At 44.3% G+C, this 12,699-nt stretch carries 11 protein-coding genes; 6 read left to right on the top strand and 5 right to left on the bottom strand.

Annotation, left to right across the window (positions count from 1 at the left end; translation table 11 throughout):
* The first annotated feature begins 197 nt into the window (after window positions 1–197).
* The 3 genes from KJB35_RS26935 to KJB35_RS26925 all read left to right on the top strand — a co-directional run bounded on the left by KJB35_RS26935 (window position 198) and on the right by KJB35_RS26925 (window position 1,807).
* Window positions 198–728, top strand: coding sequence for a hypothetical protein (locus tag KJB35_RS26935; RefSeq protein WP_285357260.1), 531 nt, complete (start codon window positions 198–200; stop codon window positions 726–728).
* Between the two features lie 191 nt (window positions 729–919).
* The gene (locus KJB35_RS26930) at window positions 920–1,312 is read left to right on the top strand and encodes a DUF1353 domain-containing protein (protein WP_042521425.1); all 393 of its coding nucleotides are present in this window, start codon (window positions 920–922) and stop codon (window positions 1,310–1,312) included.
* 84 nt (window positions 1,313–1,396) lie between these two features.
* Window positions 1,397–1,807: a GNAT family N-acetyltransferase gene (locus KJB35_RS26925; protein WP_005391824.1), complete on the top strand. Its 411-nt coding sequence runs from the start codon at window positions 1,397–1,399 to the stop codon at window positions 1,805–1,807.
* Window positions 1,808–1,880: 73 nt separating this feature from the next.
* On the opposite strand, the gene KJB35_RS26920 is transcribed toward KJB35_RS26925, so the two are convergent.
* Both KJB35_RS26920 and fadE read right to left on the bottom strand, forming a co-directional pair.
* Window positions 1,881–3,656 carry a SulP family inorganic anion transporter gene (locus KJB35_RS26920; RefSeq protein WP_042521426.1) on the bottom strand — a complete coding sequence of 592 codons (1,776 nt, stop codon included), beginning with the start codon at window positions 3,654–3,656 and terminating at the stop codon, window positions 1,881–1,883.
* Window positions 3,657–3,861: 205 nt separating this feature from the next.
* Complete coding sequence (gene fadE / locus KJB35_RS26915; protein WP_064368712.1) at window positions 3,862–6,306, bottom strand: acyl-CoA dehydrogenase FadE; 2,445 nt, start codon at window positions 6,304–6,306, stop codon at window positions 3,862–3,864.
* Window positions 6,307–6,682: 376 nt separating this feature from the next.
* Here fadE and lpcA point away from each other — a divergent pair, with 376 nt between their 5' ends.
* Window positions 6,683–7,258: a D-sedoheptulose 7-phosphate isomerase gene (gene lpcA / locus KJB35_RS26910; protein ID WP_005380392.1), complete on the top strand. Its 576-nt coding sequence runs from the start codon at window positions 6,683–6,685 to the stop codon at window positions 7,256–7,258.
* Window positions 7,259–7,308: 50 nt separating this feature from the next.
* Window positions 7,309–8,154, top strand: coding sequence for a class II glutamine amidotransferase (locus tag KJB35_RS26905; protein ID WP_053304068.1), 846 nt, complete (start codon window positions 7,309–7,311; stop codon window positions 8,152–8,154).
* Window positions 8,155–8,543: 389 nt separating this feature from the next.
* On the opposite strand, the gene purN is transcribed toward KJB35_RS26905, so the two are convergent.
* Both purN and purM read right to left on the bottom strand, forming a co-directional pair.
* Window positions 8,544–9,200 carry a phosphoribosylglycinamide formyltransferase gene (gene purN / locus KJB35_RS26900; protein ID WP_025768256.1) on the bottom strand — a complete coding sequence of 219 codons (657 nt, stop codon included), beginning with the start codon at window positions 9,198–9,200 and terminating at the stop codon, window positions 8,544–8,546.
* Window positions 9,201–9,351: 151 nt separating this feature from the next.
* The gene (purM, locus tag KJB35_RS26895; RefSeq protein WP_005389861.1) at window positions 9,352–10,392 is read right to left on the bottom strand and encodes a phosphoribosylformylglycinamidine cyclo-ligase; all 1,041 of its coding nucleotides are present in this window, start codon (window positions 10,390–10,392) and stop codon (window positions 9,352–9,354) included.
* 179 nt (window positions 10,393–10,571) lie between these two features.
* On the opposite strand from purM, the gene upp reads away from it, so the two are divergent.
* The gene (upp, locus tag KJB35_RS26890) at window positions 10,572–11,198 is read left to right on the top strand and encodes a uracil phosphoribosyltransferase (RefSeq protein ID WP_005380401.1); all 627 of its coding nucleotides are present in this window, start codon (window positions 10,572–10,574) and stop codon (window positions 11,196–11,198) included.
* A 116-nt stretch (window positions 11,199–11,314) separates the two neighbouring features.
* Here the strand turns inward: upp and KJB35_RS26885 are convergent, their stop codons facing one another.
* A complete protein-coding gene (locus tag KJB35_RS26885) occupies window positions 11,315–12,568 on the bottom strand; it encodes a uracil-xanthine permease family protein (protein WP_005389855.1) in 1,254 nt (417 codons plus the stop codon).
* Window positions 12,569–12,699 lie beyond the last annotated feature (131 nt).

Below are 12,699 nucleotides of genomic sequence, written 5' to 3'. Positions count from 1 at the left end.
AGCCAATCGGCTCCGTTTTTTTATCAAGTTACCAAGTTGGAAGAAGAAAAATGGATAAATTATGAATATTTAAGTTTACTGTACTCAAATATATGTTTGGGATTTTATATAAATAATATATCATTTTTACTTTCTAAATTGGTTGCATTTTTAATGTGACTAACTTTCAAAACAATCAATTAAAGATAAAAGAAATAATGAATAAAATTTTAGCTTTTTTTTGTGCAGTGATAATTGTAGGTTGTTCTTCTATTGATAATGGTGTTAATAATCCAGATTCGGGAAGTAATAATGTAAAATCACTTGATACCTTCACTTTCGATCCCTTAAGTAAAATCCAAAAAGTAGAAATACCAACTTATTATGATGGCTTGTTTGATACAGCAAGACCCTATTTAGATGAAAAGTACTCTTACACCTATGTCAGTAAACCTCAAGCATACATAATTGATGACGAGATTATTTCTTTTGCTCCTTGGTTTCCTGTCGAAGGAAGGTTTACGGTTTTTCCAACCGCTCACTATATAGTTATAACTCAAGAAACCGAGAGTGGCTTAGTCTCCGCACGATTTAATCATGAACAAGTAATTAAGCTGTTAAGTGAAGAGTATAAAATTACTGAGCATACAAGTCCGTTTTTTCATTATGTTCTAGAGGTTTCTCCAAGTGAACAAGCCAATTTTGTAGAAGATATCCATAAAAAATTGAGTAGACTTCCTTCAGAATAAGGATTGTTGGTTAAATTTTGGTCAATAAAGTCAGGGGTTCTGGCTTTATTGATTGCATGGAGTTCTATTTATATTGATTTGGGCTTTGTAATAGGTAGTACGCCATAATAACAAGAGCCGATCTTGTAGGGTTTCTGGATAAATATTCAGCTGTGCGTGATAAATAAGAATAAGTAAACGCGAGGTCTCTGATGAAATACAAAAAGCGTCAGAAGTATAAATACACTCTCCATTCTGAAGAAAAGATTGAGACGCACATTTCAGTGAGTCAGGCGTATGACAGCCCTTTTCTTAGTTTGTCCAAACAAGGCGTGTTAACGATTAAAAAGGGCTATGCATGGGATGGAGCGAGTGGGCCAGCGTTAGACACAAAAAACATTATGAAAGCTTCTTTAGTGCATGATGCTCTTTACCAACTCATGAGGGAAGAGGTGTTGCCTCAAAGTGCTCGAAAGCATGCGGATGCGTTGTTGAGAGAAACGTGTTTAGAAAAAGGAATGTCTAGCTTCAGAGCAGCTTATATCTATTATGGCGTCAGAGTTGTCGGCGGCTTCTTTTCTAGACCCGATACTTTGTGTGCTTAATGGGAACATCTTTCCAACGTTTAACTGTTTATTTATACAGTTTAGTTATGTAAGCTCCAAGGTGATACAAAGGAGTAGTACATAATGACAATAAGATATGAAGAGCATGTGCCAAGCCCGAAAGAATACTGTGATATGCGTATCAAAGCCGGGCTATCACCCAAATCGTTGAAAGCTGCTGAAATTGGCCTACCCAATTCGTTATATGGCGTATCTGTTCGGGATGAAGGAAAGCTCATTGCAATGGGTCGGGTTGTTGGTGACGGGGCGTGTAACTTCGAAATTGTCGACGTTGCCGTTGATTCTGATTATCAAGGTAACGGTTTAGGTAGAAAAGTCATGGAATACATCGACGGTTATCTTTCTTCTGTTGCACTTGAAGGCTCTTACGTTTCTATGATTGCTGATGAACCGGTCTTTTACGAAAAGCTTGGTTATAGGCTGGTGGCTCCTAAAAGCCAAGGGATGACAAAAAAGTTTAAGCCAAAGGCGTAACACGTATTCAGCTGTGAAGATAAGCACTAGAAAACAGGAGTTTAATTTCCTGTTTTCTATATTAAATTTGTATTTAAGCCACTTCTGGAATTGGTTTGGGTAGCTGCTCTAAATCAGGCTCTTTTTGAACAGTAGGAATTTGTCCCTCACCCACAGCACTGATGTAACAGCCACTAAGTTTAATGGCAAGGTACATATCAGCTCGCAGTAAGATGCCTCCTTCACTGGTGCTGATACCAGTAAGCTCACACCATTGACGAAGACGTCGTTTCCTTCCTGCGAGGATTAAGCGTACACCTCTCTTTTTCAAAGTATTGTGAATATCTGCCAGTGTTGCCATCACACTGAGATCCAAGTGAGTAAAGCTCGATACGGCGTCGATGACAACGCAACTTGCGTCTTTGTGATGCTCTGCCTGCTCTAACACTCTACGTTTAAAGTAAGGAGCATTGAAGTAAGTTAGCGGTGAGTTAAAGCGGTAAATCACCATTCCAGGAATAGGCGAAGCTTTTCCTGAGTCGTCGATGGTCCGAATGGTACCTTTTTCATCCAAGCCAAGTAGCTGATCACTCGGCCGCATGACAATACGTAAAAATTGAAACAGCCCTAGCAATACCGCCAAAGTGATCCCCGGTATTACACCCACGATCAACACAGAAATAAAAGTAATGATGGCCAGATAAAATGCATCTTTGTCACGAGATTTTAATTTCCAAATTGCTTTAAGATCGAGCAGCGATAGGGACGCAATGATCAATACAACACCAAGTGAAGCGATAGGGATGAACTGCAAAGGCTCGTAAATAAATACCGCAATAATGGCGATGGTGATTGCGGCGACAATCGAAACTAATTGAGATTTACCGCCATTTGCATCATTGACGGCTGTGCGTGAGTCAGCGCCGCTTATCGCGAAACCTTGTGAAAACGCTGAGGCAATGTTGGCAAAACCCAACGCCTGAAACTCTTTATTTGCATCAATATCATAACCGTTTTTAGCCGCGAAACTGCGGGCGGTGAGCATCATGCTAACAAAACTGACAATCGCAAGGTTGAGCGCTGGGACTACTAGTTCACGAACTTCACCTAGCTCAAATTCTGGTGTTTGAAACTGAGGGAAGCCACCTTGAGTGAGTCCGACAACCGATACGCCCATTTCTTGTAAATGGAAAAACCAAACTGACGCAGTAGTTACGAGGATCGCCAGCATGGCAGCAGGCCAAGTTGGTCGGTAGCGTTTGGTGAGCAAATAAACGACAACCGTCACGATACTCAGAGTTACAGTAGGCCAATGAAGATCGGTTAATCGTTGTGGAGCTTCCCATAAACGTTCCAGTAAATAACGTTGCTCGTATTTCAAACCGACTACTTTCGCAAACTGACCAACGATAATTGTGAGAGCAACACCGTTGAGTAGACCCAAAAGAATCGGACGAGAAAGGAAATCTGCAAACACTCCTAGCTTGAAACGACTTGCCAGTACACACCAAATCCCCGTCATCGCTGTCATGGTCATAACCAACTGCCAATGTTTTGTGGGGTCACCTGCGGCAAGTGGTGTCACAACAGCAGCGATCACTGCACAGGTTGCTGCATCGGGTCCGACAATGAGTTGTCGAGATGTGCCCATCATGGCGTAAACCAACATTGGCAGTACACACGAATACAGACCGACAATTGCGGATACACCAGTTAACTGTGCATAAGCTATGGCAACTGGCAGTGCAACCGCGACAACAGAAAAGGCGGCTCTAAAGTCGTTAACAAACCATTCTTTTTGATAATGCTTAAGCTGAACAAGCCCTGGGAACCACTGTGCGAGTAATATTTTAGCCAACGGATTTACCATATATGTGAGTGAGTTACTTAAAGTATACACCGCTTAGTTGGAACGTCTGTGAGTTAGTTATCACTGGAAATCGGGGGAAAGATTGGAGTGCGTGGCTTTTATTGCGATTGCGCAGGGGCTTCGTGGTGTGAGGTGTTATGAATGCGATTCTGGAAGCAATAAAAACGGGAGCTGATACTCCCGTTTGTGGTCTCAGATACTAGAGTTACGCGACACTATCCATCTGAGGGTATAGCGGCTTTGCGGCAAGCAGTTCCGGCTCAAAATCGTCAACGTTGATTGTATCTAGACGATGCTGTTCCGCTTCTCTGAGTAGATCGGCTTCTTCTTGCGTGATAAAGCCTTGCTCTAGCCCTTCCTGAGCAATCATATCCAAACGTAAGAATGGGCGACGCTTACCCTGCGCTTTACATACTTTGTCAAACACAGGCTCAGCTTGAAGAATGACTGATAGTGCAAGTTCAATCTTACCTGCTGCGTTGTGCTCGGTTGGTTCAAGGTATTGACCGCGACCAATGCGTGAGCGCGTTGCACTTGGCGTTTGTAGAATGCGCGCCACTTTACTGTCTAGTTTATCGCTTGGCGCTTTGCGTACACGACCGAATGGCATGATTAACACGCGCAGTGCACGACCAATCACTTTGTTCGGGAAGTTTGCTAAGAATTCGTCTACCGCCACTTCCGCTTGTTTCAAACTGTCTTGTAGACCCCAGTGTACTAATGGTAAATCTTCGACTGGGCGGCCATCTTGCTCAAAACGTTTCAACGTCGCAGAGCTCAAATATAGCTGGCTTAGAATGTCACCAAGACGCGCTGATAGACGCTCTTTACGCTTCAAAGAGCCACCTAGCACTGCCATCGAGATATCCGATAGTAAGGCAAGGTTTGCACTGTAGCGGTTCAATTGTTGGTAGTAACGCTTGGTTGCATCTTTGGTTGGCGATGAAGAGCCCAGACCGTCGCTCAAACCAAACCAGATACTGCGCACTAGGTTACTCATTGTAAAGCTCACGTGACCAGCAAGCGCTTTATCAAATTTCTCGACAGCATTACTTGCTTCAGAATATGCCGCGTTCATTTCTTCAAGAACGTACGGATGGCAACGGATTGCGCCTTGGCCAAAGATGATCATTGAGCGTGTTAGAATGTTAGCACCCTCAACCGTTACTGCGATTGGCGCACCTTGGTAACCACGAGCTAGGAAGTTAGAAGGTCCCATACAGATACCTTTACCGCCTACGATGTCCATTGCATCGATGATGCTTTGCTGGCCGCGGTGCGTACAGTGATACTTCACGATAGCTGAGATAACTGAAGGTTTTTCACCTAAGTCGATACCCGCAACGGTTAAGTTGCTTGCTGCATCCATCACGTAAGCATTACCACCCAAGCGTGCTAATGGTTCTTCAACTCCTTCCATATGGCCGATTGGCTGTTTGAACTGACGGCGAATACGTGAGTAAGCACCGGTTGCCATTGCCGCAGTTTTGATGCCACCTGTTGAATTTGAAGGTAGCGTGATACCACGTCCAACCGACAGACACTCAACCAGCATACGCCAACCTTGGCCCGCCATTTTTTCACCACCGATAATGAAATCGATAGGAACAAAGATGTCTTTACCGCGCGTTGGACCATTTTGGAATGGTACATTGAGCGGGAAGTGTCGGTTACCAATCTCAACACCTTTGACATCAGTTGGGATAAGCGCACAAGTGATGCCAAGATCTTCTTTGTCGCCTAGCAAACCTTCAGGATCGCGAAGTTTAAATGCTAAGCCTAGTACCGTTGCGACTGGCGCTAGGGTGATGTAGCGCTTGTTCCAAGTCAGGCGCATACCCAGTACTTCTTTTCCTTCCCATTCGCCTTTACAGACCACACCGTAATCTGGAATAGATCCAGCGTCAGAACCCGCTTCTGGACTTGTTAGGGCGAAACAAGGGATTTCCTTACCTTCAGCTAGACGCGGTAAGTAATGATTTTTTTGATCTTCAGTACCGTAGTGTTGCAGTAGCTCACCTGGGCCCAAAGAGTTAGGAACACCAACGGTAGACGATAGAACGCCAGAAACACCCGTTAGTTTTTGTAGTACTAGTGATTGCGCGTATGCTGAGAACTCAAGACCACCGTACTTTTTCTTAATGATCATGGCGAAGAACTTATGATCTTTCAGGTATTGCCAAACTTCTGGCGGTAAGTCCGCGAGTTCATGGGTCACTTGGAAATCACTCACCATGGCGCACACTTCATTCACAGGGCCGTCTAAAAAGGCTTGTTCTTCCGCACTTAACTTAGGTGCTTGAATTGCGTGTAGCTTTTGCCACTCTGGTTTGCCTTTAAATAGTTCGGCTTCCCACCAGACGGTACCTGCGTCTAACGCTTCTTTTTCGGTTTGAGACATAGCTGGCAGCACTTTCTTGAAAAGCACTAACGCTTTGCGGCTAATTAAAGACTGACGTACGCCAGGAACCGCGAGCACAGCTGCGGCGAGAACGTAAATAGCCCAACCAATAACGCCGACAGTACCAGCTGCTGTAAGAGCCAGCATGGCTGCGGTGAGTAAGCTAATAGATTTCACGAGAGACATGCGGTGGTAGAGCGTAATGCCTAGCACGATCGCCATCGTGATGATTGAGAGCAAGATGTCCATATATATTTTCCTTTTCAGACTTTATAAGTTTTGTACGTCTGTATGTTAGGTAAGAGGTCTAACCAGTTGGTTTAAGTGTAATCAAAATATTAAGGAAATGTAAAACACAAGATTGGATAAAAAGTGATCTAAGTAGAGTTAAAATTCTAAAGTTGAGATTTGAGTGATGGTTTCATGAGCAAGTTGACAAGTTTATTACCATCACTAATCTAAATCTGTTGGTTCACTATCGACACTAATTCTCGTTTGTGGGTAAACTCAGAGTAATCAAACCCGAGTTCAGGTTTATGAAATGTCCGATACCAAATTGGTATCAGAACAATTTGCTCAGTGAGTCAAGAGCTGACTGAAGCCGAAATAATAAAGAGAACGTCTTATGTACCATGATCTGATTAGAAGTGAATTAAACGAAGCTGCTGAAGTGCTCAACAAATTTTTAAGCGATGACCATAACATTGCGCAAATCGAAGCAGCGGCGAAAATGATTGCTGACTCATTCAAACAAGATGGTAAAGTATTGTCATGTGGTAACGGTGGTTCTCACTGTGATTCAATGCACTTTGCCGAAGAGCTAACAGGCCGTTACCGAGAAAATCGTCCTGGCTATGCTGGTATTGCTATTTCAGATCCAAGCCACCTTTCTTGTGTGAGTAATGACTTTGGTTATGACTTCGTGTTTTCACGTTATGTAGAAGCGGTTGGTCGAAAAGGTGACGTACTGTTTGGTCTGTCGACTTCAGGTAACTCAGGTAACATCCTGAAAGCGATTGAAGCAGCACAAGCGAAAGGCATGAAGACGATTGCGCTAACAGGTAAAGATGGCGGCAAAATGGCAGGCCTTGCAGATATTGAAATCCGCGTGCCACACTTTGGTTATGCAGACCGCATTCAGGAAATTCATATTAAGATTATTCATATCATCATTCAGTTGATCGAAAAAGAGATGGAATAATCGTTTACGGCCACCGTTTCGAGCTGTGTTGTTAGGGAGTTTTTTAAACCATGTGTGAATTGCTCGGTATGAGCGCTAATGTTCCAACGGATATTTGTTTCAGTTTTACTGGGCTCATGCAGCGTGGAGGTCGAACCGGCCCACACCGTGACGGATGGGGGATCACCTTCTACGAAGGGAAGGGCTTTCGAACCTTCAAAGATCCCAAGCCAAGTTGTGAGTCTAAAATAGCAGAGTTGGTACAAAATTATCCCATCAAAAGTCGTGCGGTCGTTAGTCATATCCGACAGGCGAATCGTGGTGGTGTTAATTTAGAAAATACTCATCCCTTTACACGTGAGCTGTGGGGTAGGTATTGGACGTTTGCGCATAACGGTCAGCTCTCTGGCTATCAAGACTTACATACAGGCCGACATCGACCTGTCGGTGAAACAGATAGTGAACTGGCATTTTGCTGGTTGTTGAAGCAAATGGAAGATCGATATCCTGAGCCGCCAAAGGATATGGAGTCGGTATTCTTATATGTTGCTAAATGTTGTGATGAGCTAAGAGAGAAGGGTGTATTTAACATGCTTCTGAGTGATGGTGAGTATGTAATGACGTATTGCACCAATCATTTGTATTGGATCACAAGACGCGCACCGTTTGGAAAAGCTGCTTTGCTTGATGAAGATGTGGAAATTAACTTCCAAGAAGAAACCACGCCACATGACATCGTTTCTGTGATCGCAACTCAACCTTTGACGGGCAACGAAGCTTGGCAGCGTATGAAACCTGGCGAATACGGCTTGTTTCACCTAGGTGAACTAGTCAAAAATAATGCCTCTGAACTGGTAAATGTGCCGTTTTCGGCGGCTAAGCCGGGCAATCAAGCGCCAACCGAACCGTTAGAGTGATGGTCTCTTACTCTGAATATAAAAATAAAGCTCGCTTAATCGCGAGCTTTATTTTTATGCGTTTTAAGCCGAGGGCGGATACGGATGAGCATTCTTACTTTCTAGAGTGCTGGTAGTAGAGTCCTAGTCTCGCTAAGGCTTGCTGTAAAGACGTAACTGATAGAAATTTCTCATAAAACACCTCGTCAGTCTGAACGGTGAAGAACGAACCAGATTCAGAATCTACTTTCCGAGTGTTATGTTACTCAAGTGGTTATGGGATTTTTTAGAATGTTGGGTTTTAGGTTTCTAGTCTCACCATGGTTTTCTTGAATCAAGTTTATAAGTATTAAAACAACCAAGAGCAGCCCTCAGGCTGCTCTTTTGTGCTTGGAGTTTATTATTCAGGGCTACTCATCTGAGGCGTACCCATGTACGCCAAGCTCTGCGCCATCTAAATAGGCTTTACCATCCTTCATGATCAACCGCTCGTCTACCAGCCACTTAGCCACCATAGGGTAGATTCGGTGCTCCTGCGCCTGAACACGTGCTGCAAGTACACTAGCATCATCGTCTTCGAACACAGGAACTTTTGCTTGCAGTATGACAGGGCCACCATCAAGCTCTTCCGTTACAAAGTGCACACTCGTACCATGTTCTTTATCGCCAGCATCAATTGCTCTCTGGTGTGTGTGTAGCCCAGGATATTTTGGTAGAAGAGAAGGGTGGATATTGATCATCTTACCCATGTAATGAGAAACAAATGCGCTGCTCAGAATGCGCATGTAACCAGCAAGAATAATCACGTCTGGTTGGTATTCATCTATTTGACTCATTAGCTCTGCATCAAAGCTTTCACGCGAGCTGAATGCTTTAGGGTCGACAAAGTGACCGTCTACATCAAACTTTTTTGCACGTTCTAAACCAAAAGCATCTGCTTTGTTAGAGAACACGGCTGCCACTCGTGCGTTTGGCATGCTGTCTTCGCAAGCTTCCAAGATAGCTTGCAGGTTACTTCCGTTACCCGAGATGAGGACCACAAAGTTTTTTAGGGTATGGTTTTTCATGATGTCGAGAGCGCCTTGGTATTGTAGGTTGGAGTTATGTAGCTTCTAAACTACCTACTAATAGAATGGTTTTTAGTGTTCTAGATAGCAAAATGAGGACCTAGTCATCTAGTGTCCTCATTCTTCTTATCTTTTGAGCTCGATTTGCAAATTATTGGATTTCAACTTGCTCTTCGTTCGCGTCTGCTTGTGCGATTTGACCAATCACCCACGCGTTTTCGCCTTCTTCTTTAAGAAGAGCAACTGCTGCGTCTGCCTGGTCTTTCGGTAGTGCGACGATTAGACCTACACCACAGTTGAATGTGCGGTACATTTCGTGTGTGTCGACGTTGCCTTTCTCTTGTAGCCACTTGAAGATAACTGGCCATTCCCAACTGTTACCATCGATAACTGCTTTCGTGCCTTCAGGCAGTACGCGTGGGATGTTTTCCCAGAAACCACCACCAGTGATATGAGAAATCGCATGGATGTCGTGTTTCTCAATCATCTTAAGTGCTGACTTGATGTAAATTTTTGTTGGTTCTAGTAGGTGCTCACCAATAGTGCGGCCTGCTAGCTCTTCGCTCTTATCTGCACCAGATACTTCTAGGATCTTACGGATAAGGGAGTAACCGTTTGAGTGTGGGCCGCTTGAGCCAACAGCGATAAGTGCATCACCAGCAGCGACTTTCGTGCCGTCAATCACGTCTTCTTTTTCTACTACGCCAACACAGAAACCAGCTACGTCGTAGTCTTCGCCTTCATACATGCCCGGCATCTCCGCAGTTTCGCCACCAATTAGGGCACAACCTGCTTGAACACACCCTTCTGCGATACCTGAAACAACATCCGCTGCGGTATCAACGTCTAGTTTGCCTGTTGCGTAGTAATCTAGGAAAAACAGTGGCTCTGCGCCTTGCACGATAAGATCATTTACACACATTGCCACTAGGTCGATGCCAATCGTGTCGTGCTTGTTCATATCCAGTGCTAGGCGAAGTTTTGTGCCAACGCCATCAGTACCAGAAACCAGTACAGGTTGTTTGTATTTAGTTGGCAATTCGCATAGCGCGCCAAAACCACCGATACCACCCATAACTTCAGGGCGACGAGTGCGTTTTACCGCACCCTTAATACGATCCACAAGCGCGTTGCCTGCATCAATATCTACACCAGCGTCTTTATAGCTAAGAGAAGAGTTGTTACCACTCACAGGGAAGTCCTCGGTATTAAGTTGGATATGAAAACGGCGCTATTCTAACAGTGCTTAAACATAGATAGCAAACGTTTGCGTCTGTTTTTTTCTTTAGTGATTTATCCTGATATCCCTGTGAAAATCATGTATAATCTGAAGGTTTGTTTAAATATTGCCAACTATAGCCGGAGATGGACATGAAAGTTGTTGAAGTAAAGCACCCTCTAGTAAAACATAAAATTGGTCTAATGAGAGAAGGTGACATCAGCACAAAACGTTTTCGTGAGTTAGCGACTGAGGTCGGTAGCCTACTTACTTACGAAGCAACGTCAGACTTTGAAACAGAAAAAGTGACCATTGATGGTTGGAACGGTCCGGTAGAAGTAGACCAGATTAAAGGTAAAAAAGTAACCGTAGTGCCAATCCTACGTGCAGGTCTAGGCATGATGGATGGAGTTCTTGAGCACATGCCAAGCGCACGTATCAGTGTTGTGGGTATTTACCGTGATGAAGAAACGCTTGAGCCAGTTCCTTACTTCAACAAGCTTGCTTCAAACATCGAGGAGCGTATTGCGCTTGTTGTTGACCCAATGCTTGCAACAGGTGGTTCTATGATTGCTACGATCGATCTCCTAAAAGAGAAAGGTTGTAACCAAATCAAAGTGCTAGTACTTGTTGCTGCACCAGAAGGTATTGAAGCGCTAGAAAAAGCACACCCAGATGTTGAGCTATACACTGCGGCAATCGATGAGAAGCTTAATGACAAAGGCTACATCGTTCCGGGTCTAGGCGATGCAGGTGATAAGATCTTCGGTACTAAGTAATTCTTTGATGTATTACTATGACTGAACAGAAAAAGGCTTGGTGAAAACCAAGCCTTTTTTGTATCTACAAGAGGAGAAGAGTAAGACACGCCAACTAATAAAGCGGCGCAAACGAACTATTTCGCGCTTTCTTCTTCCATTTGTGCGTTATCCACAACGTGGTTTTCACCTAAATCGTTTGGTAGCACAAGGTTAAGAATAATTGCCACGATACCGCATAGGCTCACACCTTGTAGACTGAACTCACCAATACCGAAAGCCATACCACCAATGCCAAACACAAGTGTTACGGCAACAATCACTAGGTTACGAGACTTATGTAAATCAACGTTATTCTTGATCAGTGTGTTGAGGCCTACCGTTGCGATGGAGCCGAACAGCAGAATCATGATGCCGCCCATAACAGGAACTGGAATCGTTTGAAGAACCGCACCTAGCTTACCTACCAATGCAAGTACGATTGCGGTGATTGCTGCCCAAGTCATGATCACAGGGTTAAATGCTTTGGTTAGCATTACCGCTCCTGTTACTTCACTGTAAGTGGTGTTTGGTGGAGCACCCACCATCGAAGCTGCGATAGTTGCCACCCCGTCACCTGCGATTGTGCGGTGAAGGCCTGGTTTTTTCAGGTAGTTTTTACCTGTAACGTTTGAGATAGCAAGCATGTCACCTACGTGCTCAACCGCAGGTGCGATAGCGACAGGAATCATGAACAAAATTGCGTTGATATTGAACTCTGGCGCGGTGAAGTTTGGCATGGCTAGCCAAGCCGCTTGCTCTACGGGAGTGAAATCAACCACCCCGTAGAATAGAGAAACAGAGTAACCAGCAAGAATACCACCAACAATAGGAACGAGCTTCAAAAAGCCTTTTGCAAAAACGCTGAGTACAATGGTTGTGAGCAGTGAGACCGCCGAGATAATGATCGCAGCATCACCATTAACTAGCTGTGCAGCTCCATCACCAGTTTTACCTACCGCCATGTTCACTGCTGTTGGGGCAAGGCCAAGGCCGATAACCATGATCACAGGGCCAACGACAACGGGCGGGAGAATTTTATGGATAAATCCAACACCGCGCACTTTGATCATAGCCCCTAGAGCCACATAAACTAAGCCCGCTGCCATCAAGCCGCCCATCGTTGCACCGATACCCCAAGTTTGGATACCGAACATAATAGGAGCAATAAACGCAAAAGAAGAGGCAAGGAAGATGGGAACAGAACGTTTAGTCATTAACTGGAAGAGGAGAGTACCGACACCGGCACCAAAGAGGGCTACGTTTGGATCAAGGCCAGTTAGGAGCGGCACAAGCACCAAAGCACCAAAAGCGACAAAGAGCATTTGAGCGCCTTGTAACGCGTTTTTCATAATAATTCCCTATTTTCAAGATACGCAGACAAATCCGGCGAATACTATCATCCTGCAATCGTTTGCAATGTTGCATAGATCAAACTTTCGATTGAATTTTTCCCATAAATAGCACTTTTGAGAGTTGCTTG

This window comes from Vibrio sp. D431a, assembly GCF_030248655.1.
Classification (GTDB): Bacteria; Pseudomonadota; Gammaproteobacteria; order Enterobacterales; family Vibrionaceae; genus Vibrio; species Vibrio alginolyticus.
Note: the sequence above shows the minus strand (reverse complement) of the source record. Positions and strands in the feature narration are given on the sequence as shown.

Excerpts from the sequence above, each read along its gene's own strand:
- KJB35_RS26920 (WP_042521426.1), bottom strand. The coding sequence starts at position 3,656 with ATGGTAAATCCGTTGGCTAAAATATTACTCGCACAGTGGTTCCCAGGG.
- KJB35_RS26930 (WP_042521425.1), top strand. The coding sequence starts at position 920 with ATGAAATACAAAAAGCGTCAGAAGTATAAATACACTCTCCATTCTGAA.
- fadE (WP_064368712.1), bottom strand. The coding sequence starts at position 6,306 with ATGGACATCTTGCTCTCAATCATCACGATGGCGATCGTGCTAGGCATT.
- KJB35_RS26925 (WP_005391824.1), top strand. The coding sequence starts at position 1,397 with ATGACAATAAGATATGAAGAGCATGTGCCAAGCCCGAAAGAATACTGT.
- upp (WP_005380401.1), top strand. The coding sequence starts at position 10,572 with ATGAAAGTTGTTGAAGTAAAGCACCCTCTAGTAAAACATAAAATTGGT.
- KJB35_RS26935 (WP_285357260.1), top strand. The coding sequence starts at position 198 with ATGAATAAAATTTTAGCTTTTTTTTGTGCAGTGATAATTGTAGGTTGT.
- lpcA (WP_005380392.1), top strand. The coding sequence starts at position 6,683 with ATGTACCATGATCTGATTAGAAGTGAATTAAACGAAGCTGCTGAAGTG.
- purN (WP_025768256.1), bottom strand. The coding sequence starts at position 9,200 with ATGAAAAACCATACCCTAAAAAACTTTGTGGTCCTCATCTCGGGTAAC.
- KJB35_RS26905 (WP_053304068.1), top strand. The coding sequence starts at position 7,309 with ATGTGTGAATTGCTCGGTATGAGCGCTAATGTTCCAACGGATATTTGT.
- KJB35_RS26885 (WP_005389855.1), bottom strand. The coding sequence starts at position 12,568 with ATGAAAAACGCGTTACAAGGCGCTCAAATGCTCTTTGTCGCTTTTGGT.